This window comes from Micrococcus sp., from assembly GCF_034179925.1.
Lineage (GTDB): Bacteria > Actinomycetota > Actinomycetes > Actinomycetales > Micrococcaceae > Micrococcus.
In genome coordinates, this window is the sequence record NZ_JAXFPG010000027.1 from 18482 (window position 1) to 39324 (window position 20843).

At 73.2% G+C, this 20843-nt stretch carries 18 protein-coding genes; 10 read left to right on the forward strand and 8 right to left on the reverse strand.

Annotation, left to right across the window (positions count from 1 at the left end; translation table 11 throughout):
* Positions 1-121 precede the first annotated feature (121 nt).
* Complete coding sequence (locus tag SPI96_RS04905; protein WP_321081245.1) at positions 122-1000, forward strand: phosphatase PAP2 family protein; 879 nt, start codon at positions 122-124, stop codon at positions 998-1000.
* A 27-nt stretch (positions 1001-1027) separates the two neighbouring features.
* Here SPI96_RS04905 and SPI96_RS04910 read toward each other — a convergent pair whose 3' ends face one another.
* From SPI96_RS04910 to SPI96_RS04920, 3 genes are read right to left on the reverse strand one after another with little or no spacing between them, the layout of a single operon-like run.
* Entirely contained in the window at positions 1028-2563 is a 1536-nt protein-coding gene (locus SPI96_RS04910; RefSeq protein ID WP_321081246.1) for a dihydrolipoamide acetyltransferase family protein, read from the reverse strand.
* Positions 2560-3615, reverse strand: coding sequence for an alpha-ketoacid dehydrogenase subunit beta (locus SPI96_RS04915; RefSeq protein ID WP_321081247.1), 1056 nt, complete (start codon positions 3613-3615; stop codon positions 2560-2562). Before SPI96_RS04915 ends, SPI96_RS04910 begins: the two co-directional genes overlap by 4 nt.
* Before the next feature lie 2 nt (positions 3616-3617).
* Positions 3618-4787, reverse strand: coding sequence for a thiamine pyrophosphate-dependent enzyme (locus SPI96_RS04920; protein WP_321081248.1), 1170 nt, complete (start codon positions 4785-4787; stop codon positions 3618-3620).
* Positions 4788-4987: 200 nt separating this feature from the next.
* Here SPI96_RS04920 and SPI96_RS04925 point away from each other — a divergent pair, with 200 nt between their 5' ends.
* From SPI96_RS04925 to SPI96_RS04960, 8 genes are all read left to right on the forward strand, one after another.
* A complete protein-coding gene (locus tag SPI96_RS04925) occupies positions 4988-5458 on the forward strand; it encodes an Lrp/AsnC family transcriptional regulator (RefSeq protein WP_321081249.1) in 471 nt (156 codons plus the stop codon).
* Positions 5459-5591: 133 nt separating this feature from the next.
* Complete coding sequence (locus tag SPI96_RS04930; protein ID WP_321081250.1) at positions 5592-7082, forward strand: NCS2 family permease; 1491 nt, start codon at positions 5592-5594, stop codon at positions 7080-7082.
* A gap of 45 nt (positions 7083-7127) precedes the next feature.
* Positions 7128-9347, forward strand: coding sequence for a S9 family peptidase (locus SPI96_RS04935; RefSeq protein ID WP_321081251.1), 2220 nt, complete (start codon positions 7128-7130; stop codon positions 9345-9347).
* A gap of 187 nt (positions 9348-9534) precedes the next feature.
* A complete protein-coding gene (locus SPI96_RS04940; RefSeq protein ID WP_321081252.1) occupies positions 9535-10155 on the forward strand; it encodes a GNAT family protein in 621 nt (206 codons plus the stop codon).
* Positions 10156-10499: 344 nt separating this feature from the next.
* Positions 10500-11480, forward strand: coding sequence for a 1,4-dihydroxy-2-naphthoyl-CoA synthase (locus SPI96_RS04945; RefSeq protein ID WP_321081253.1), 981 nt, complete (start codon positions 10500-10502; stop codon positions 11478-11480).
* Between the two features lie 51 nt (positions 11481-11531).
* On the forward strand, positions 11532-13100 hold the full coding sequence (locus SPI96_RS04950; protein ID WP_321081254.1) for an aspartate:alanine exchanger family transporter: 1569 nt from the start codon (positions 11532-11534) through the stop codon (positions 13098-13100).
* Positions 13101-13220: 120 nt separating this feature from the next.
* Complete coding sequence (locus SPI96_RS04955; RefSeq protein ID WP_321081255.1) at positions 13221-14444, forward strand: AMP-binding protein; 1224 nt, start codon at positions 13221-13223, stop codon at positions 14442-14444.
* Positions 14445-14596: 152 nt separating this feature from the next.
* A complete protein-coding gene (locus SPI96_RS04960) occupies positions 14597-15469 on the forward strand; it encodes a 1,4-dihydroxy-2-naphthoate polyprenyltransferase (protein ID WP_321081256.1) in 873 nt (290 codons plus the stop codon).
* Between the two features lie 103 nt (positions 15470-15572).
* Here the strand turns inward: SPI96_RS04960 and SPI96_RS04965 are convergent, their stop codons facing one another.
* Complete coding sequence (locus SPI96_RS04965) at positions 15573-15863, reverse strand: DUF4229 domain-containing protein (RefSeq protein WP_321081257.1); 291 nt, start codon at positions 15861-15863, stop codon at positions 15573-15575.
* A 49-nt stretch (positions 15864-15912) separates the two neighbouring features.
* Between SPI96_RS04965 and SPI96_RS04970 the strand changes: the two genes are divergently transcribed.
* On the forward strand, positions 15913-16353 hold the full coding sequence (locus SPI96_RS04970; RefSeq protein ID WP_321081258.1) for a PLD nuclease N-terminal domain-containing protein: 441 nt from the start codon (positions 15913-15915) through the stop codon (positions 16351-16353).
* Between the two features lie 296 nt (positions 16354-16649).
* Here the strand turns inward: SPI96_RS04970 and ccsB are convergent, their stop codons facing one another.
* The 4 genes from ccsB to SPI96_RS04990 are packed head-to-tail and all read right to left on the reverse strand — an operon-like array spanning position 16650 to position 20762.
* Positions 16650-17708, reverse strand: a complete 1059-nt coding sequence (gene ccsB / locus SPI96_RS04975; RefSeq protein WP_321081259.1) for a c-type cytochrome biogenesis protein CcsB — start codon at positions 17706-17708, stop codon at positions 16650-16652.
* A gap of 2 nt (positions 17709-17710) precedes the next feature.
* Positions 17711-19393: a cytochrome c biogenesis protein ResB gene (locus SPI96_RS04980; RefSeq protein ID WP_414601908.1), complete on the reverse strand. Its 1683-nt coding sequence runs from the start codon at positions 19391-19393 to the stop codon at positions 17711-17713.
* Positions 19375-20133: a cytochrome c biogenesis CcdA family protein gene (locus SPI96_RS04985; protein WP_321081261.1), complete on the reverse strand. Its 759-nt coding sequence runs from the start codon at positions 20131-20133 to the stop codon at positions 19375-19377. Before SPI96_RS04985 ends, SPI96_RS04980 begins: the two co-directional genes overlap by 19 nt.
* Before the next feature lie 11 nt (positions 20134-20144).
* The gene (locus SPI96_RS04990) at positions 20145-20762 is read right to left on the reverse strand and encodes a TlpA disulfide reductase family protein (RefSeq protein ID WP_321081262.1); all 618 of its coding nucleotides are present in this window, start codon (positions 20760-20762) and stop codon (positions 20145-20147) included.
* Positions 20763-20843: the final 81 nt, after the last annotated feature.

Below are 20843 nucleotides of genomic sequence, written 5' to 3' on the forward strand. Positions count from 1 at the left end.
GCCCCCACCCCGCCCGGGCGACCACGGTGTGACGCCCAGGTGAAGCCTGCGTGACCGCGAGGCCACCGGCCCGGTCGGTCGGAACACCCTCGGTGGCGCGGTGGCCTGCCACAATGACCGCATGAGCCCCGACGACCGCCGGACTGCGAGCACCCCCGCGCCCCGCACGCGCTGGTGGGCGGCCGCCGGACTCGCCGCGGCCGGCGTCGCCCTCGTCCACCTGCTGGCGGTGGTCTCGGGCACCGGGCAGCGCGTGGAGTACCAGCTCTTCCACGCCGTGGAGGACAGCTTCGGGCAGCAGCCCGGGCTGCGGGAGCGGATCCTGTCCGTTGCCCCTCCGGCCGCCGCCCTCACCGCCGCAGCGGCAGCCGTGGCCTGCCTGGCCGGGCTGGGCACCCCCGCCGGACGACGCCGGGCCCTCACCGCCCTCACTGTGCTGGCGGGGGCGAACCTCACCACCCAGGTGCTCAAGGCGATGCTGCCCCGCCCGGACCTGGCCAACGGGGTGCCCTGGACCGCCGGGAACTCTCTGCCCTCAGGGCACATGACCCTGGCCGTCTCCGCGGCCGCCGCCGCCCTGCTGCTCGCCCCCGCCCGGCTGCGCCCCGCCCTGGCCGTGCTCGGAGCCGCGCTCGCCGCCTTCACCGGCGCCGCCGCCTACCTGGCCGCCTGGCATCGCCCCTCGGACATGGTCGCCGCCGCCCTCGTGGGAGCCGCATGGGGGCTCGCCGCGACGGCCACCCTGCCAGCACGGGCCGGGCGGACGGAGCGGGCTGTCTCGGCGACGCAGGCCTCCCCCGTGCCGGCCGCCCTGCTCGGCGGCTTCGGCTTGCTCGGCACCACCACCGGCCTGGTGCTGCTCGCCCTGACCCTCGGTGCCCCCGCCACCACCGCAGCAGACCCCCACCCCCTCGCCGTCACCGCCGGGGTGCTGCTGAGCGCCGCCCCGGCGGTGGGCGGGCTCGGACTGCTCCTGGCGGCTCTGCGCCGGACCCGCTGAGGGCCCTGCACCGGACCCGCTGAGGACTCAGAGCCGAGCCAGCGCCGCCCGCGGGTCGTTCAGGCACTCCGCCACGAACGTGAGGAACGCGCTCGCGGTGGCCCCGTCCGTCACCCGATGGTCGAAGCAGACGGACAGCTCGGCCACCCTGCGCACCAGGATCTGCCCGTCCACCACCCACGGCCGCTCCAGGATGCGCCCGATGCCGAGCATCCCCACCTCCGGGTGGTTGAGCACAGGTGTGGCCCCGTCCGTGCCCAGTGGCCCGTAGTTGTTCAACGTGAACGTGCTGCGCATCAGCTCCGCCGGGGTGCACCGGCCCTCACGAGCCCGGGCGACCGTCTCGGCAATCGCCGTGGTGAGCTCCTCGGCGCTGAGCCGCTCGGCGTGCTCCACGGAGGGGACCATCAGGCCGCGGTCGGTCTGCACGGCCAGGCCCAGGTGGACGCCGTCGAACTCGACGATCTCCTCGGTGCCGTCCTCAGCCCGCTCGATGCGGGCGGCCAGCACCGGGTGCCGGCGCAGCCCGGCCAGCGTGAACCGGGCGATCAGGGCCAGCAGGGACGGCGCCCGGTCCGGGTCCTTCTCCCGGAGCTCGGCGCGCAGTTGGAGCAGGGCGGTGACGTCCACATCCAGCCAGGCGGTGACGTCCGGGACGGCGGTGCGCGAACGCACCATCTGGTCCGCGATCGCCCGCCGCACCCCGGTGATCGGGGTGCGGGAGGCCACGGTGAGCCCGCTCCGGCGGTCCCGGCTGCCCACCTCGGCCGTGGCCGCCGGCGCGAGGGAGGCAGCTTCCACGCCCGACGACGGCGCGGCGCTCCCCGCCGCGGTCGCCTCACCGGCATGCCCAGCCGGTCCACCGGCGGCCTGGTTGTTGCCGGCGGTCTGGGTGCCGGCGGCGGCGAGCACGTCGGCGCGGGTGACCATCCCCTCCGGGCCGGTGCCGGGCACGGCGGCCACGTCCACCCTGAGCTCCCGGGCGAGCCTGCGCACGATCGGCGAGCTCACGCGCGGGGCCTGCGCGGCTTCCGCGGCCTGCGCGGCCTCCGCGGCGGGGGCCGACGTCGTTGCGGAGGCGGTGGCCGGCGTCGTCTGCGGCACGGCTGAGCCGGCGGTGCGGGGGTGCCGGGGGCGGCGGGTGCGTCCGGTGGTGGCGTGCCCGGAGGTGCCGTAGCCGATGAGCACATGGCCGGAGGCGTCCCCGTCCGTCGCGGCCCCTCCCCCGGCGTCGGGCTCCGGAGCCGGCTGCACGCCGGCGCGCTCCTCCTCCCGGTAGGACAGCGCGCCGGGGACGTCGCCGTCCTCCTGTGGGGAGCCCTCATCCGGGGACCCCACGGTGATCAGCGGGCCACCGACGGGCATCGTCTCCCCCTCGGCCCCGTGCAGGGTCAGCACGGTGCCGGCATAGGGGCAGGGCACGTCCACGACGGCCTTGGCGGTCTCCACCTCGACCACCGGCTGGTCCACGGACACCTCCTCGCCCTCGGTGACCAGCCAGCGGGCGACGGTGGCCTCGGTGAGGCCCTCGCCGAGATCCGGCAGGGTGAAGGTCTGGTTCATGCTCGGGCCTCCTCGGTCACGGGGTCCAGGCCCCAGTTCAGGTCGTCGACGGCGTCCAGGATCCGGTCCACGGACGGCAGGTGGTGCTCCTCGAGCTTCGGCGCCGGGTAGGGGATGTCCCAGCCGGTCACGCGCAGCACGGGGGCGGCGAGGAAGTGGAAGCAGCGCTGCTGCAGGCGCGCGACCAGTTCGGAGGCCACCGAGGCGAAGCCCTGCGGTTCGGCCACCACCACGGCCCGGCCCGTCCTGGCCACGGAGGCGGCCATGGTGTCCTCGTCCAGCGGGTTCAGGGTGCGCAGGTCCACGACCTCCACGGACACCCCCTCCGCGGCGGCGGCCTCGGCGGCGGCCAGGCAGGTCTGCACGGACGGCCCGTAGGACACCAGGGTCACGTCCGTGCCCTCCCTCACGACGGCGGCCCGCGCCCAGGGCGTGCCGCTGGCGGCAGCCTCGGACAGCCGGGCCCAGCGCCGCTCGAACTCGGCGCGCAGATCCTCGAGGTCGAGCTCTGCCCTGGTCCAGTACAGGCGCTTGGGCTCCATGAACACGACGGGGTCGTCCAGGCGGATGGCCTCGCGGAGCATGAGGTAGGCGTCCTGCACCGAGGCCGGGGTGTACACCTTCAGCCCCGGGGTGTGGGCGTAGTAGGACTCGGAGGAGTCGCAGTGGTGCTCCACGCCGCCGATCCCTCCTCCGTAGGGGATACGGACGGTCACCGGCATGGGGACCGCGCCCCGGGTGCGGTTGCGCATCTTCGCCAGGTGGGAGGCGATCTGCTCGAACGCCGGGTAGGCGAAGGCGTCGAACTGCATCTCCATCACGGGGCGTGCCCCGCCCAGGGCCATGCCCACGCCCAGGCCGGCGATGCCGGACTCGGCCAGCGGGGTGTCGAAGCAGCGCTCCTCGCCGAAGCGTTCGGTCAGGCCGTCGGTGATGCGGAAGACGCCACCGAGGGTGCCGACGTCCTCGCCGAAGACCACCACCGTGGGGTCGGCGGCCAGTTCATCGGCCAGGGCCGCGTTGAGTGCGGCCGCGAAGGTCAGTGCCGCCATGGTCAGGCCTCCTGGACAGATCGGGACAGCCCCTCGGCCAGTTCGGCGCGCTGGGCGGCCAGCTGGGGTGTCTGCACGGTGTAGACGTGGTCGAACAGCTCGAGCGGGTCCGGGGCGGTCTCGGCGCTCAGGGCCTCGCGTAGGCGGGCGGCGACGTCCTCGGCGTCCTGCCGGAAGCGTTCGGTCAGCTCCTCGGTGAGCGCGCCGGTGGACTCGAGGTGCGCGCGCATGCGGCGCAGCGGGTCACGGTCCTGCCACTGCCGGACCTCGGCGTCCTCGCGGTAGCGCGTGGCGTCGTCGGCGTTGGTGTGCGCCTGCATCCGGTAGGTGTCCGCCTCCACGAGGAAGGGACCCTGCCCGGCGCGGCAGAGCTCCACGGCGCGGCCGAGCACCGCCAGCAGGGCGGCGAGGTCGTTGCCGTCCACACGCTCGGCGGGCACCCCGTAGCCCATGCCCTTGTGTGCCAGGGAGGGGGCGGCGGACTGCTTCGCGAACGGCACCGAGATCGCGTACTTGTTGTTCTGCACGAAGAACACCACGGGCAGGCCGAACACGGCGGCGAAGTTCAGGGCCTCGTGGAAGTCACCCTCGGAGGTGCCGCCGTCGCCGACCATGGCCAGGGCGACCACGTCCTCCCCGCGCAGGCGGGCGGCCTTGGCGAGCCCGACGGCGTGCAGCAGCTGGGTGGTCAGGGGTGTGGACTGCACCGAGACGCGGTGCTCGGCCGGGTCGTAGCCCTGATGCCAGGTGCCCCGGAAGGAGACGAGCACCTGCAGCGGGTCCACGCCGCGGGCGAGCACGGCCACGGTGTCCCGGTAGGTGGGGAAGAGCCAGTCCTGCGGCCCCAGGCATGCGGCCGCGGCCACCTGGGAGGCCTCCTGTCCGTGGGAGGAGGGGTACACGGCCATGCGGCCCTGCCGGACGAGGGCGTAGGCCTGGTCGTTGACCCGCCGGCCGATCACGAGGTGGCGGTAGGCGGCCAGGAGGGCCTCCTCGCCCGGCAGGCGGTACTCGTGGCCGGGTGCGGTGCCCTGCTCCTGCGGGGAGAGCAGGCGGCCGTCCTCGGCCAGCAGCTGGATGCGACCCGGCGCCGGGAGCAGGTAGTCCTCGAGGCTGATGCCGGCAGCGGCGGCGGCGTCTGCGGGAGACGGGGCCGTGCGGGGCTCGCTCATGGGTGGCTCCTCTCGATCTGTAGGCATCAGTGTGCCTTCAACGTGCTCTCCGTCACACTATGGATGGGATTACCGGACATTCCGCCACCACAGGCCCGCCCGCATGGACAGAGTGCTAGCGTGAGCCGCACCACGACGACGGTCGTGCGCGCCGGGTGCGCGCCGCACCGCCGACACCCCGCCCGCCCCGAGGAGGACCGATGAGCCAGGACGCCCTGGACCCCGTCGACCGCGCGATCGTGCGCGAACTGTCCCAGGACGGCCGCCTGTCCGTCGCGGCCCTGGCCGAGCGGGTGCACGTCTCCCGCGCCCACTGCTACTCCCGGCTCAACCGCCTCCAGGACGCGGGCGTGATCACCGGGTTCTCCGCCCGCGTGGACCCGGTGCTCGCCGGCTTCACCGCCTCCGCCCACGTGATGCTCAAGCTCCGCCAACACGACTGGCGTGAACTGCAGGCCGCCCTGCTGGCCATCCCCGAGGTGGACCACGTCTCCCTCGTGGGCGGCAACGTGGACGTGATCCTGCTGGTGCGCGCCCGGGACAACGCAGACCTGCGCCGAGTGATCTTCGACCGCATCCAGCCCCTGCCAGCGGTCATGGACACCCAGACGTTCATGATCTTCGAGGACCACGACGCCGGCCACGTCCTCCCACCAGACCCCGCCGACTGACCCCGCCGGGCACGGCAGGCAGGGCAGGCAGGCAGGCAGACACCATCACCCAGACACGAGCACCTCGACATATGCGCGCCACCACGGGCGCACAGAACCGGGGATCCGGCCCCGCCTCACTACCCTGAGGGGCATGTCCTCACGCACCGTGTCCCCCACCCCGCCCGGTCCGGCCGCCCCCGCCGCCGGCGGCGGCCGCCTCGACCGCTTCTTCTCCCTCACCGAGCGCGGCTCCACCGTGGGCCGGGAGGTCCGCGGCGGCGTCGCCACGTTCCTCGCGATGAGCTACATCATCGTGCTCAACCCCCTGGTCCTCTCCGGTGCGGACGCCGGCGGCTCTGTGCTGGGCATCCCGCGCGTGGCCGCAGCGACCGCCCTGGTGGCAGCGCTGGCCTCCCTCGCGATGGGCCTGTGGGCCCGCCACCCCTTCGCCCTGGCCGCCGGCCTGGGCGTCAACGCGTTCGTGGCGATCACCGTGGCCACCACCCCGGGCCTGACCTGGCCGGACGTCATGGGACTCGTGGTGATCGCCGGCCTGCTGATGGTGGTGCTCGTGGCCACCGGCTTCCGCACGGCCGTGTTCAACGCCGTCCCAGAGGCGCTCAAGACGGCGATCGTGGTGGGCATCGGCCTGTTCATCGCCCTGATCGGCCTGGTCAACGCGGGGTTCGTGCGCCGTCTGCCGGATGCCGCCGGCACCACCGTTCCCGTGGGCCTGGGCACCGGCGGCGAACTGGCCGGCTGGCCCGTGCTCGTGTTCATCGTGGGCCTGCTGCTCACCGCCGTCCTCGTGATCCGCGGCGTGCCCGGGGCCATCCTCATCGGGATCGTCGTGGCCACCGTGCTGGCGAACGTGCTCGAGGCCATGTTCCACATCGGCCCCTCCGTGTCCGCCGACGGCGCCTACAACCCGCAGGGCTGGTCCCTGGTGGCCCCCGCCCTTCCCGAATGGACCGCCCCGGACCTCTCGCTGATCGGGCAGGTCTCCCTCACCGGCGCCGTCGAGCACCTCGGCGGGCTCATGGCCGCCCTGCTGGTGTTCGCCATCCTGCTGTCCGTGTTCTTCGACGCGATGGGCTCCATGGTGGGCCTGGCCCGCGAGGCCGGGACCATGCGCGAAGACGGCACCATCCCCCACCAGGACCGCGTGCTGCTCGTGGACGCGCTCGCGGTGACCGCCGGCGGCGGCGCCTCCGTGTCCGCCAACCAGATCTTCGTGGAGTCCGGCACCGGCATCGGCGAGGGCGCGCGCACCGGCCTGGCCTCCGTCGTCACCGGCGGCCTGTTCCTCGTGGCGATGTTCCTGACCCCGCTGGTACACCTGGTGCCCTTCGAGGCGGTGGCCCCGGCCCTCGTGGTGGTCGGGTTCATGATGTGCTCGCAGGTGGTGCGCATCGACTGGACCGACTGGGGTGCCGCCCTGCCGGCCTTCCTCACGTTCATCCTGATGCCGTTCACCTACTCGATCGCCAACGGCATCGGCGCCGGCATGATCGCCTACGCCGTGATCCGCACCGGCCAGGGCCGCGCCCGCGAGGTGCACCCGCTGATGTGGGTGGTGGCGACCGCGTTCGTGCTGTTCTTCGGCATGGGTGTGTTCCGCGGGCTCCTCGGACTCGACTGACCCGGGACTCCCCCGCAGGGCGGGCGGTGTGATGGGATGACGGGCATGACCGAGACCACCCCGCCCGTCCCGCCTGTCGCCGCCGCCCGCCCCGTCACCCGCACCCACCACGGCGAGGCCTTCACCGACGACTTCGAATGGCTCCGGACCAAGGAGGACCCGGAGGTGATCACCCACCTGCACGCCGAGAACGCCCACACCGAGGCCGTCACCGCAGACCAGGCCGGGCTCCGCGCAGACATCTACGCGGAGATCAAGGCCCACACCGTGGAGACCGACCAGTCCGTGCCCGCCCGCCGCGACGGCTGGTGGTATTTCGTGCGCACCCTCGAGGGCCAGGACTACGCGGTGCACTGCCGCGTCCCCGCCCAGGACACCGGCGACGCCGAGGCCGACTGGACCCCGCCCGTCGTCGAGCCCGGTGTGACCCTGCCCGGCGAGCAGGTGGTCCTCGACGGCAACGCCGAGGCCGAGGGGCATCCCTTCTTCTCCCTCGGGTCCCTGGGGATCAGCCCCGACGGCGCCCTGGTCGCCTACGCCGTGGACCTCACCGGGGACGAGCGCTACACGCTGCGCGTGCGCCGGATCGCCACCGGCGAGGACCTGCCGGACGCCGTGCCGGACATCGCCCCGGACGTGCGCTTCGACCGCACTGGCACCCGCGTGCTCTACACCGTGTGGGACGAGACCTGGCGCCCCTACCAGGTGCGCGTGCACACCCTCGGCACGGACCCGGCCCAGGACGCCGTCCTCTACGAGGAGGCCGACCCGGGCATGTGGACCGGGTTCTCCGCGAGCGCGGACCGCACCCAGCTGCTGATCGGAGTGGGCAACTCGGAGGTCTCCGAGACCTGGGTGCTCGACCTGCCCGAGGACGCCGCCGCCCCCCTGCCGGCGCCGCGCCTGCTGGTGCCGCGCACCGCCGGGATGCTGGCCGACGTCGAGCCCTTCGACCATGAGGGCGAGCGCGCGCTGCTGATCGTGCACGACCGCGCCGCCGACGGCACCCCCGCCCCGAACGGGATGCTCTCCTTCGTCCGGGAGGCCGACGTCGCCGACCGTGCCGCCTGGCGGACCGTGGTGGCCCACGCTGAGGACGTCAAGGTGGACGCGGTGACCGTGACCGCTACACACGCGGTGCTGTCTGTGCGCCGGGAGACGACCCCGCGGGTGGTGCTGGCACCGCTGACCGGCCTGCCCGAGACCCTCGACTGGAACGAGCCGGCGTTCGAGGAGGAGCTGTACACCTGCCAGGTGGCGTCCGCGCCGCACGCCTCACCGTTCGTGCGCCTGACCTACACCTCCTGGATCACCCCCGCCCGTGTGCTGGACGTGGTGGCCGCCACCGGCGAGGTGCGCCTGCGCCGGCAGACCGAGGTGCCCGGGTTCGACCCGGACGCCTACGTGGTGGAGCGCTGGTGGGCGCCGGCCTCGGAGCCGTCCTCCCTGACCGGGGAGCGGGTGCGGATCCCGCTGACCGTGATCCGCCGCCGGGACGTGCCCCGTGACGGCACCGCACCGGGGCTGGTGTACGGGTACGGCTCCTACGAGATGTCCATGGACCCGGCGTTCTCCGTGGCCCGGCTGTCCCTGCTGGACCGTGGCGTGGTGTACGTGGTGGCGCATGTGCGCGGCGGCGGCGAGCTGGGCCGGCGCTGGTACGAGGACGGCAAGAAGCAGGCCAAGCGGCACTCGTTCACGGACTTCGTGGACGCGACGGCGTTCCTGGCCGACTCCGGCTGGGTGGACCCGGCACGGATCGCGGCGATGGGCGGGTCCGCCGGCGGGCTGCTGATGGGCGCCGTGGCGAACCTGGCGCCGCAGCGGTACCGGGCGATCCTGGCCGTGGTGCCGTTCGTGGACGCACTGACCTCCATCCTGGACCCGGAGCTGCCGCTGTCCGCGCTGGAGTGGGAGGAGTGGGGCAACCCGATCGAGGACCCCGAGGCCTACGCCGCGATGAAGGCCTACACCCCGTATGAGAACGTGCAGGCCGTGGACTACCCGGCGATCGCCGCGGTGACCAGCCTGAACGACACCCGCGTGCTGTACGTGGAGCCGGCCAAGTGGGTGGCGCAGCTGCGCCGGACCGTGACCGGAGACCAGACGGCGCCGCTGGCTGAGGGTGGCACGCCGATCCTGCTGCGCACCGAGATGGACGGCGGCCACGGCGGTGCCTCGGGCCGGTACCAGGGCTGGGAGGACACGGCGTGGGAGTACGCGTTCCTGCTCACGGCTTTGGGGGCGACCGAGCGCGTCGACTGAGCGGGCGGCGTCGCGTCGAACCGGACAGGGTCGAACCAGACAGTACGGCTGCTTTCAGGGCCGACGGCCCGCCGTACTGTCTGGTTCGAGGGGTCGTACTGTCTGGTTCGAGGCCCGTGGCCCCGCTCGACGAAGGCCGGCTGCGGCTCTGGCCGATGACCCCACAGAGCGCCGCTAGTATGGGCGCATGAGCACCCCCGAGGCAAGACGTGCACCCATCGGACCCGTGACCCTGGAGGGGCGCCTCGTCCGCCTCGAGCCGCTGGGACATGAGCACGCGCCCGGTCTGCGTGCAGCCGCCGCGGAGGTGCGCCACACGGACGTCTGGTTCGCCGCCGTCCCCACGCCGGACCGAGTCGCCGATGAGATCGACCGGCGGCTGGCCCTCCGGGAGGCCGGGACGATGGTCCCGTTCGCCGTCCGCCGGCTCGCCGACGACGCCCTGATCGGCATGACGACGTTCATGAACATCGACGGCTCGCTGCCGCGCGTCGAGATCGGGTCCACCTGGAACACGCCCTCGGCCTCGGGCACCGGCACCAATCCGGAGTCCAAGCTGCTCCTGCTGGCCCAGGCCTTCGAGGTGTGGGGCTGCGTGGCCGTGGAGTTCCGCACGGACTGGATGAACCTCGCCTCGCGGGCGGCCATCGAGCGGCTCGGTGCCAAGCAGGACGGCGTGCTCCGCCAGCAGGCGCTGCGCGACGGCTACGTGCGGGACACCGTCGTCTACTCGATCCTCGCCCACGAGTGGGCGTTCGTGCGCCGCGGGCTCGAGGCACGCGTCGACCGACACGTGAGCGGACGCTGACGCTCCTGGCCGCGGGCGGTGCCCCGATCCTGCTGCGCACCGAGATGGACGGCGGCCACGGCGGCGCCTCCGGCCGGTACCAGGGCTGGGAGGACACGGCGTGGGAGTTCGCGTTCCTGCTCACGGCCCTCGGCGCGACGGAGCCCATGGCCTGACCCCCTGACGCTCCCGTTCGAGAAACGGGGGCATCCAGGGGAGCTTCCGTTCGAGATACGGGGGCACACGGGACAGGAGCACCCGTTTCGTCCACCGGAGTGCCCGGGGGAGCTCCCGGATCTCGAACGGGAGCGTCTTCGAAGGACCCTTTTCCGCGAACGAAATCACCGGTCAGTAGAGTTCTGCCCATGACCGTTCCGACGCCCGCCCCCGACGCCGACCGCCACCCCGTTCCGGCCGTGGTCTCTGACGTCTTCGACCCGCGGCGCTGGCGCCTCGTGGAGGGCTTCGACCTCGAGGACATCACCTACCACCGGCAGGTCGAGCGCGACGCCGAGGGCCGCTGGGTGCGCGACCTGCCCACGGTGCGCATCGCCTTCGACCGCCCCGAGGTCCGCAACGCGTTCCGTCCCGGCACGGTGGACGAGCTCTACCGTGCCCTCGACCACGCACGCATGACCCCGGACGTCGGCACGGTCCTGCTCACCGGCAACGGCCCCTCCCCCCGGGACGGCGGCCACGCCTTCTGCTCCGGCGGCGACCAGCGCGTCCGTGGACGCGACGGCTACCGCTACGCGCAGGGTGACACCGCCGAGACCATCGATCCCGCCCGCGCCGGCCGCCTGCACATCCTGGAGGTCCAGCGCCTGATGCGGACCTCGCCCAAGGCGATCATCGCCGTCGTGAACGGGTGGGCCGCCGGCGGCGGACACTCCCTGCACGTGGTCGCGGACCTCACGCTGGCCTCCCGCCAACACGGGAAGTTCAAGCAGACGGACGCCACGGTGGGCTCCTTCGACGCCGGCTACGGCTCGGCGCTGCTGGCCCGCCAGGTGGGCCAGAAGCGTGCCCGGGAGATCTTCTTCACCGCACGTGAATACTCGGCCGAGGAGATGGTCGCCATGGGCGCCGTCAACGAGGCCGTGGACCACGAGCGGCTCGAGGAGGTCGCCTTGGAGTACGCGGCGGACATCAACGCGCAGTCACCCCAGGCGCTGCGGATGCTGAAGTTCGCGTTCAACCTGGCCGACGACGGCATGGCTGGCCAGCAGGTGTTCGCCGGGGAGGCCACGCGCATGGCCTACATGACCGACGAGGCCGTCGAAGGACGGGACGCGTTCCTGGCCAAACGTGATCCCGACTGGTCCCCCTTCCCCTACTATTTCTGAGCGCCTCGGCGCTCCGCCCCCAACCCACCCCCTCTCAGTGAACGGTCCCCAGTGATAATCGACCTTCTCCAGAATCAGCCCCTGCTCGTCCTCATGGCGACGATCGCCGCAGGGGCGGCCGTCGGTGCGATCCCGTTCGGCCCCCTGCGTTTCGGTGCCGCCGGCGCACTGTTCGTCGGCCTGTTCATGGGCGCCTGGCTGCCGGGCGTGGGCCCGCAGCTCGCCCTGTTCCAGAACTTCGGCCTGACCCTGTTCGCCTACGTGATCGGTCTGGCCGCAGGCAAGGTGTTCTTCCGCGATCTGCGCCGCAACGCCCCGCTCATGGGTGCGGCCGCCGTCGTGGTGATCCTCACCGCCCTGCTGGTGCACCCCCTGTCCCAGCTGCTGAACCTGGACGTTCCGACCGCCGTCGGCGTGTGGTCCGGCTCCCTCACCGCCACCCCGGCAATGGCCCTGGCCGGTGAGCTCACCGGCACCACCGACCCCGCCGTGGGCTACGGCCTGTCCTACCTGGTCGGCGTGATCGGCACGATCGTGATGATCCTGCTGGTCGCCTCCCGCCCGTGGACCGGCTCCCGCGACCCCGAGCCGGCCACCGCCGGCCAGCTGTACTTCCGCAGCGCCGTGGCGGAGCGCAGCATCCGCGTGGCCGACCTGCCCGGCGTGCAGGAGGGCCTGGTGCGTGTGGTCGCGATCCAGCGCGGCGCGGACTCCCTGATGGGCGACCCCGAGACCACGATCCAGCCCGGCGATGAGGTCGTCCTCGACGGCACCGACACCAACGTGGCCCACGCTGTGAAGACCTTCGGCGAGCTCACCGGCAAGACCCCCGCCACCGTGATGCGCTCCCTGCAGACCTCGATGGCGATCGTCACCACCCGTTCGCTCGCCGGCCGCCGTCTGGGCGATCTGGGCCTGAAGGACCGCTTCGGCGCGGAGGTCGCCCGCGTGCGCCGCGACGACGTCGAGCACCTGGCCACCGCCCAGACCCAGCTGAAGGTCGGCGACCGAGTGCTGCTCGTGGCCCCGGCCGACCGCATGGCCGCCCTGCGCAACTACTTCGGCAACTCCAGCCGTGGCGTCTCCGACCTCGACTGGGTCTCCCTGGGCCTGGGCATGGCCTCCGGCTACCTGCTGGGCATGGTCACCATCCCGCTGCCCGGCGGCGCCTCCTTCTCCCTCGGCTCGGCCGCTGGTGCCCTGGTGATGGGCCTGATCCTCGGGGCGATCGGCCGCACCGGCCGCACCGTGTGGGAGCTGTCCACCGAGATCAACCTGACCCTGCGCCAGTTCGGCCTGATGGTGTTCCTGGGCGTCGTGGGCCTGATCTCCGGCCCGGCGTTCGTGTCGACGGTGCTGACTCCGGTCGGTGTGTCCTCGATCATCATGGGTGCGATCTTCACCGTGGTGACCGCCGGTCTGCTGGTGCTCTCCGCCCGCCTGCTGGGGCAGTCCGCTCCGCGCACCTACGGCGCCATGGCCGGCATCACCGGCCAGCCGGCGATCCTGTCCTTCGCGATGTCCCGCACGCACGACTCCCGTGTGACCGAGGGCTACGCGCAGCTGTTCGCCAGCATGATGGTCATCAAGATCGCCCTGGTGCCCTTCCTCGTCGGCTGAGGCCCTTCCGGCTGAGCCCCTCCAGCTGAGCCCCCGGCTCGACCGAGCCCGTCCGCCCGTGCCGCTCCTGCCCTGCAGGGGCGGCACGGGCGTTCGTGCACCGGTCACTAGACTCCCGGCATGCCCGTCTCCCCCGCCGCCCTGCTCCGTGCCCGCGACGCCCTCGCCGCGGCCTTCGAGGGCTCCGGCCCGCCGGTCGAGCTCACGGCTGACGGGCAGGCGCTGCCCCGCCCCGAGGCCCGGGACGCCGCCCGTGGCGGGCACCCGGACGCCGTCGCGGTGGTGCGGACCTCCGGGTCCACGGGCACACCCAAGCAGACTGTGCTGACCGGGGCTGCGCTGACGGCGTCGGCACGGGCGACGGCGCGGCGGCTCGGCGGGGAGGGCACGTGGCTACTGGCGCTGGGGCTGGGGTATGTGGCCGGGCTGGCGGTGCTCTCGCGGTCGGTGCAGGCCGGCACGGTGCCGGTGGCCCTGCCGCCGGGGCGCTTCACGGCGGAGGGGTTCGCGGAGGCCGCCGGGCGGCTGCACGCCCCCAACGCCGGTGCACGGATCGTCTCGCTCGTGCCCACCCAGCTGGCCCGCCTCCTGGCCCCCAACGCCGGCCGGGCCGGGCTGCGTGCTCTGGCTGGGTTCGACCATGTGCTCGTCGGCGGGGCCCGGCTGGACCCTCGCCTGCGCGAGCGGGCGGAGGCGGCCGGGGTGCCGGTGACGGCCACCTACGGGATGTCCGAGACGTGCGGGGGGTGCGTGTACGACGGCGTCCCCCTGCCCGGGGTGCGCGCCGACCTCGTGGCGGACCCGGCGGACCCGGACGCCCCGGCCCGGCTGCGGTTGAGTGGGCCGATGGTCGCCGCCGGCTACCTGGACGACCCGGTGCGCACCGTGGCGCACTTCGGGGGGCCGGGGGGCTCGGGTGATGGGGCCTCGACCGGTGAGGGCTCGGCCCGCTGGTACCTGACCGAGGACACCGGCACCGTGCTGTCCCTGCCGGGCGGCACCCAGCAGGTCGCCGTGACCGGACGGGTGGACGACGTGGTGAACACCGGCGGGGTGAAGGTCTCCGCGGCGGCGGTGCAGGCGGTGATCGAGGCGGACGATGCCGTCGCGGAGGCCGCCGTCCTGGGGGTCCCGGACCCGGAGTGGGGCCAGGCGGTGGCCGCCGCCGTGGTGCCCGCGGACCCCGTCGCGTGGGGCGAGGCGCAGCGGCGGCGCGTGGCCGGCGTCGTGCGCGAGGCGCTGGGCCCGGCCGCGGTGCCCCGGCGCTGGCGGGTGCTGGACGCCCTGCCCCTGCTGCCCCAGGGCAAGACCGACCGGCAGCGCCTGCACGCCATGCTCTCCTGAGCCGCGCACGATGCGAGAATGGGCCGTCGTCGTGCGCGGCCGACCACCCGATGGCGCGCCGCATCGCCCCTCCGGCTGCCCCGGCCCCACGACGAACCGACGGGCCGACACCCCGTCACCCACCCCGCTCCACCCCAGGAGGTCCCCCGACCATGGCCGCCACACTCTCCCAGTGGGTCGCCGCCGCCCGCCTGCGCACCCTCCCGATGGCCGTGGCACCGGTGGTCGTCGGCTCAGCCGCCGCCCACACCCTCGGCGCGTTCCACCTCGGCCGCGCCCTGCTGGCGCTCGTGGTGTCCCTCGCCCTGCAGGTGGGCGTGAACTACGCCAACGACTACTCCGACGGCATCCGCGGCACCGACGACGACCGCGTTGGCCCCTTCCGCCTCACCGCCTCCCGCCTCGTGCCCGCGAGGACCGTCAAGCACGCCGCGTTCTCGTGCTTCGGCGTCGCCGCGCTCGCCGGACTGGCCCTCGTGGCCCTGTCCGGGCAGTGGTGGCTGCTGCTCGTGGGCGTGGCCGCCGTGCTCGCCGCCTGGTACTACACCGGCGGCTCGAAGCCCTACGGGTACCTGGGGCTCGGCGAGGTGTTCGTGTTCGTGTTCTTCGGGCTCGTGGCGGTGCTCGGCACCACCTACACGCAGGCCGGCACGGTGAACGCCCTCGCCTGGGCCGGCGCCGTGGGCTGCGGGCTGATCTCCACGGCCCTGCTGATGGCCAACAACATCCGGGACATCCCCACGGACCGGCAGGTGGGCAAGATGACCCTCGCCGCGCGTCTGGGCGACGGCCCGGCCCGCGCATCCTACGTGGGCATGCTCGCGGTGGCCGTGCTGCTGCCGCTGCCCTTCACCGGTGCACACCCGTGGCTGTGGCTCGTGCTTACCGCCGGCGCCCTCGCCGTCGCCCCCTGCCGGACGGTGCTGCGGGCCCGCGAACGCCGCGCCCTGATCCCCGTGCTCAAGGCGACGGGCGTGGTCGGGACGGTCTACGCCCTCGCCTTCGCCCTGGGCTGCGTGCTCTGACGACGACGGCACGGTGGGGGCCGTCGTCGGGCGCCCCGGCGACGTGCGGCCCGGCACGGTGCGGGTGCTGCGTGTGAGGGGCGCCGGCGTGACGTGGGGAGGGTCAGGGGCGAGGGCCGGCGTCGGGGAAGCGCCCGGCGGTGTAGGCGTCCTCGGCGTCAGCGTCGGACTGCTCGATGCGGCCGCGCCGGCCGGGGCGCCCCTCCCACGCGTTCTGCAGGTCCTGGGACGCACCCAGGCGCAGGCCGGTGAGGAAGAGGTAGCTCACCGCGAAGGTAAGGATCGCCGCCACCGCGACCGCGAACAGCATCGGCAGGCCCAGCACCGCATAGCACAGGGCCCAGAGGGCGATGAACAGGACCACACGCACGAGGCCGTACAGGAAGAGGCGCATTCCGTCAGTCTAGGGGTGGGGCCGAGCTCGGCCTCCTAGACTGGCGGGCATGCCTCGCCTCATCCTCCTCGCCGTCGTGGTGCTCATCGGTGTCACGCTCTTCGCGCTCTTCGAGGCGCTGCTCACCCCGTCCGAGCGGGTGCGCGGCCTCCGCAAGCCGGCGTGGATCGCCGTGATCGTGCTGCTGCCGGCGGTCGGTCCGGTGCTGTGGCTGCTGCGCGGTCGTGCGGGCCGGGATGGGCGTGGCACCGCCCGTCCGGCTCCGCGTCCGATGACCCCCGACGACGACGAGGCCTTCCTGCGCACCCTGCGGGCCCAGCGGCATCAGGCCGAACGGGCGAAGGAGCTCGACCGGCGCGAGCGTTCCCTGGACGCGCGCGAGGAGGAACTGCGCCGCCGTCGTCGTGAGGGGGACGCGGACGGCCGGGACGAGGCGGATGACCGGGGGAACGGGAACGGCCGGGGCGAGGAGGACGGGGAGGCCCGCTGACCCGTGGGCTCCCCGGCGCCCTCTCATCCGACCCTGGCTGCCCCGACCGGTTTCCTCCGCCCCCTGGCCGCCCCGACCGGTTTCCAGCCGTCCGGCGACATTCCAGCGTGTCAGAGCCGCTGGAATGTCGCCGGCGCGCTGAGAAGTGGGAGGCGGGTGCCGGAGCTGGGGGCTGGACTGCTGGAATGTCGCCCGCCCGCTGGAATGTCGCCGGCCCGCTGGGGAACGAGGAGGGAGGCCCCGGGCAGAACCGCCTCCGCCTCCGCCTCCCGCCTCCGTCCCTCCCCCTCAGGCCCTCAGCTGGGCAGGCCGGCGTAGGAGTGCAGGCCGGGGAAGTACTTGTTCACGATCGTGTAGTTGAACACGATGCAGGCCCAGCCGATGATGCTCAGCCAGGCCGCGCGCGAGCCGGTCCACCCGCGGGTGGCGCGGGCGTGCAGGTAGGCCGCATACACCACCCAGATCACGAAGGACCAGACCTCCTTGGTGTCCCAGTTCCAGTACCGGCTCCAGGCGGCCTCGGCCCAGATCGCGCCGGCGATCACCGTGAACGTCCACATCACGAACGCGATCGCATTGATCCGGTAGGACCAGTTCTCCAGCGCCCGCGCCGAGGGCACCAGGCGCAGGAAACTCCACGTCCGCTCCCCCACCGCGGCACGCCGCTCGGCCCGGTCCTGCAGCAGCTGCAGCAGGGACATCGCGGCGGTGAGCGTGAACAGGGCCGTGGCCAGCACGGCGATGGACACGTGGATCACCAGCCACGGCGACTGCAGCGGCGGCTGCAGGTGACCCACCGGCGTCGGGAATCCCATGGTGGCCGCACACATCATGGCCACCACCAGCCCGGACACGAAGGTGCCCACGAACCGCAGGTCCTTGCGGAGCAGGAACCCCAGGTACACGGTCACGATCACCAGCGCGCCGGTGGTCATGAACTCGTACAGGTTGCCCCACGGCACCCGGGAGGTCGCCCACGCCCGCGCGCCCACGGCGAAGGCGTGCATCGCCCAGCCGAGAGCGAGGACGGCCACGGCCACCCCGGCCACCGGGCGCCGGCCCGAGCCGGTGTAGTCCATGTCCTCGTCCACGAGGGCGTCGCCGGGGGCACCGCCCTCCCCGGGCACGACGCCGGCCGCACCGGGCACGACGCCGGCCGTACCCGCCTCGGTGGCAGCCTCGCTGGCGGCCTCGGCGGCCGCTTCAGCCTCGATGCGGCGGATGGTCGCGGACGAGGTGGCCATGTCGACCGCGAAGAGGATGAACGCGCCCGCATACACGAGGGCGGCAATGAACATGAACAGGTAGCTGTACTCGCCCAGCTGCTCGTTCACGGGGGCCGTGGGGTTGAACACAGTCAGTCTCCTGATCGGGGGGTCGTGTCGTCGTCGTCGCCGTCGGGTGCGACCACCGGCCACATCCGTTCCATGGCCTCGCGCAGGGCCACGTGCTCCTCTCGGAGGCCGAATTCCTCGCCGCGGGCGAGCAGGGCGTACTCCACACGGGTGCGTCCGTCCTCGCCGTGGCGGGCGCGGACCCACACGCGGCGGCGGCGGGTGAACAGGCTGATCGCCAGGCCCAGCAGCGCCAGGAGGGCGAACAGTCCCACCCCCCACTTGCCGGGGTCGTAGTGGATGTCCAGGCCCACGTACCGGCGGACGCCGTCGAAGCTGATGGACCCCTTGCCCTGGGGCAGCTGGTGGGTCTGCCCGGGGGTGAGGGTGATGCCGCCGTCGGCGCTGCGCCGGGAGTTCAGTTCGGTGAGGGGCTCGGTGTCCAGCACGTACACGTTCTGCGGCATCCCGCGGTCCAGGCCGAGGTCACCGTAGTAGGAGTTGAGGATCAGTGTGGGGTTCAGCAGCTCCGGGTCCACGGAGACCTGCACGCCGGTTCCCTGTGGGTCGGCGGCGGCGGGCATGAACTGCCCCACGAACCCGAGCTGGTCGGGGCGGGCGTCAGGCACCTTGAGCACGGCCAGGGAGTTGAAGTCCTGGTCCTGTACGCGGGTGACCACGGGCCCCTGGAAGGCGATGTCCCCGTTGCCGTCGCGCACCGTGACCACGGGGGCGTAGCCGTTGCCCACCAGGTATACGCGCACCCCGTCCACGGTGAGCGGATGGTTCACCTTGAGGATCTCCTCGCGGGCGGTGGCGCCGGGGCCGTCCTGCACCTGCATCACGGCGGTGTAGTCCAGGGGCAGGCCCCAGTGGGTCTCGGACTGCCGCTCGAACACGGCCTCGAAGGAGGTGAGCGTGAGGGAGAAGGGCTGGAGGGTGTCGGGGTCGAACCGGGTGCCGGGGGTGAAGGAGTCGTAGGCCACGAGGTTGTTGGCGAACCCCTCCCCCTCCACGATGATCTTCTGCCCCGAGTACTTCGCCATGCCGCCGTAGGCCATGAACGCCAGCACCCCGATCAGGGAGAAGTGGAACAGGATGTTGCCGATCTCCCGCAGGTAGCCGCGTTCGGCGCCCACGGAGGCGGCGCCGTCGCCCTCGGGGCGGAGCTGGACCCGGTAGCGGCGGCGGCGAAGCCAGCGCTGGGCCTGGGCCACGGCCTCCTCGGGGGACGGCCCGCCCTCCTCCAGGACGACGACGCCGGACTCGGGCAGGCGTCCCAGGTTCCGCGGGGTGCGGGCCGGGGGCCGGCGCAGGGCGCGGGCATGCGCGAGGGCGCGAGGCAGCACACAGCCGACGAGGGAGACGAACAGCAGCAGGTAGATCGCGGAGAACCACACCGAGGTGTAGACGTCGAAGAACTGCAGGGCGTCCAGCACGGGGCCCCAGAAGGGGGTGTCCTGGATCCAGCGGTCCACGATCTCGGGCCCGGCCCGGCGTTGCGGCACGAGCGAGCCGGGCACGGCGGCCACGGCCAGCAGCAGCAGGAGCATGAGCGCGGTGCGCATGCTGGTGATCTGGGCCCAGACCCAACGGGCTGTGCCGGCGAGGCCGAGGGCGGGCAGGACGACGTCGTCGCGGTCCCGGGTGCGGGCGGCGCGCCGTGGCGCGCGGGGGGAGGAGGGGCTCACAGGGGCATCACCCATTCGTTCTGGAACCAGGTCTGCAGGCGCACCATCCATTCGGTCCAGAGCCCGGTGAGCATCACGAGGCCCAGGAGGATGAGCACCGCACCACCGGCCACCATGACGGTGCGACGGTGGCGGCGGAACACGCCGAGTGCACGCATGCCGCGTTCCACGCCGAGGGAGATGAGCACGAACGGCAGGCCCAGGCCGAGGCAGTAGACCAGGGCCAGCAGGGCGGCACGGGCCACGGCGCCGGCGTCGGGCGTGTAGGACAGCGCGAACACGGCTGCGAGGGTGGGGCCGATGCACGGCGCCCAGCCCAGGCCGAAGGTCACCCCGAGCACGGGGGCTCCGGCGAGCCCGGCGGCCGGGCGCAGGTGCACCTTCCGTTCGGTCTGCAGGCCCGGCAGCCCGCCCATGAACACCACACCCATGAGGATCACGAGGACGCCGAGCAGCTGGGTGATCCAGGCGAGGTCTCGCAGCAGGCGGAAGGCGAGGCCGGCGAAGAGCACGTTCATGAGCACGAACACGGCGGTGAAGCCGAGCACGAACAGCACGGCCCCGAGCACGACCCTCCCGTTCCGGCGGGTCTGCAGGGCGGCGCCGCCGAGGCCGGAGACGTACCCGAGGTAGCCGGGCACGAGGGGCAGCACGCAGGGCGAGAGGAAGGAGAGCAGGCCGGCGAGCAGGGCGATGGGGGCGGCCAGCAGCAGGGAGCCGTCGAGGGCGATCTGCGCGAAGGGGTTGTCCTGCATCCGTGCCCCGGTCAGGCCTGCGTCTCGGCGACGACCGTGGTGAGCAGGGCGCGCAGGGTGCCCTCCTCGACGGCACCGAGCACGCGGGCGGAGACCCGCCCCTCGGCGTCGAGCACGAGGGTGGAGGGGACGGCCTGCGGGGGGACGTAGTCGGTCATGCTCAGCAGCACGTCACCACGCACGTCCTCCACGGACGGGTACGGGATGCCGAAGGTGCGTTCGAAGGCCTGGGCGGTGGTGGCGGTGTCCCGGACGTTCACGCCGAGGAACTGCACGCCCTGGGGATGGAACTGCTCGTGGAGGGCCACCAGGTGGGGGGCCTCCACCCGGCAGGGGGCGCAGGCGGCGTACCAGAAGTTCAGCAGGGCGGGGGCACCGCGCAGGGACTGGCCGCTCACGGGGGTGCCGTCGAACAGGGTGGAGGAGAACTCCACGGGCTCGCCGCGGTCCTCGCGGGCGATCTCCATGACGGAGCCGTCTCCGGCGATGTAGTTCTTGCCGCCGGCGTTGCCCGCCTGGCGTGCCAGGGAGTCGTCCCCGCCGGAGCAGGCCGCCAGCAGGGGGGCCAGGGCGAGGCCCGAGAGCCCGGACACGAGGGTGCGGCGGGTGGGACGGTGCGGGACGGACATGGGAGGGATCTCCAGGGGACGGGTCCTTCGGACCTGCCGAGTCTACGGGGCCGGTCCCCGCCTGGCGGAACCCTGGGCGGC

Coding starts and splice junctions, on each gene's coding strand:
- SPI96_RS04910 (WP_321081246.1), bottom strand. CDS start 2,563: ATGAACCAGACCTTCACCCTGCCGGATCTCGGCGAGGGCCTCACCGAG.
- SPI96_RS04940 (WP_321081252.1), top strand. CDS start 9,535: ATGAGCACCCCCGAGGCAAGACGTGCACCCATCGGACCCGTGACCCTG.
- SPI96_RS04925 (WP_321081249.1), top strand. CDS start 4,988: ATGAGCCAGGACGCCCTGGACCCCGTCGACCGCGCGATCGTGCGCGAA.
- SPI96_RS04960 (WP_321081256.1), top strand. CDS start 14,597: ATGGCCGCCACACTCTCCCAGTGGGTCGCCGCCGCCCGCCTGCGCACC.
- SPI96_RS04955 (WP_321081255.1), top strand. CDS start 13,221: ATGCCCGTCTCCCCCGCCGCCCTGCTCCGTGCCCGCGACGCCCTCGCC.
- SPI96_RS04965 (WP_321081257.1), bottom strand. CDS start 15,863: ATGCGCCTCTTCCTGTACGGCCTCGTGCGTGTGGTCCTGTTCATCGCC.
- SPI96_RS04905 (WP_321081245.1), top strand. CDS start 122: ATGAGCCCCGACGACCGCCGGACTGCGAGCACCCCCGCGCCCCGCACG.
- SPI96_RS04935 (WP_321081251.1), top strand. CDS start 7,128: ATGACCGAGACCACCCCGCCCGTCCCGCCTGTCGCCGCCGCCCGCCCC.
- SPI96_RS04945 (WP_321081253.1), top strand. CDS start 10,500: ATGACCGTTCCGACGCCCGCCCCCGACGCCGACCGCCACCCCGTTCCG.
- SPI96_RS04915 (WP_321081247.1), bottom strand. CDS start 3,615: ATGGCGGCACTGACCTTCGCGGCCGCACTCAACGCGGCCCTGGCCGAT.
- SPI96_RS04920 (WP_321081248.1), bottom strand. CDS start 4,787: ATGAGCGAGCCCCGCACGGCCCCGTCTCCCGCAGACGCCGCCGCCGCT.
- SPI96_RS04985 (WP_321081261.1), bottom strand. CDS start 20,133: ATGCAGGACAACCCCTTCGCGCAGATCGCCCTCGACGGCTCCCTGCTG.
- SPI96_RS04970 (WP_321081258.1), top strand. CDS start 15,913: ATGCCTCGCCTCATCCTCCTCGCCGTCGTGGTGCTCATCGGTGTCACG.
- SPI96_RS04930 (WP_321081250.1), top strand. CDS start 5,592: ATGTCCTCACGCACCGTGTCCCCCACCCCGCCCGGTCCGGCCGCCCCC.
- SPI96_RS04980 (WP_414601908.1), bottom strand. CDS start 19,393: ATGGGTGATGCCCCTGTGAGCCCCTCCTCCCCCCGCGCGCCACGGCGC.
- SPI96_RS04990 (WP_321081262.1), bottom strand. CDS start 20,762: ATGTCCGTCCCGCACCGTCCCACCCGCCGCACCCTCGTGTCCGGGCTC.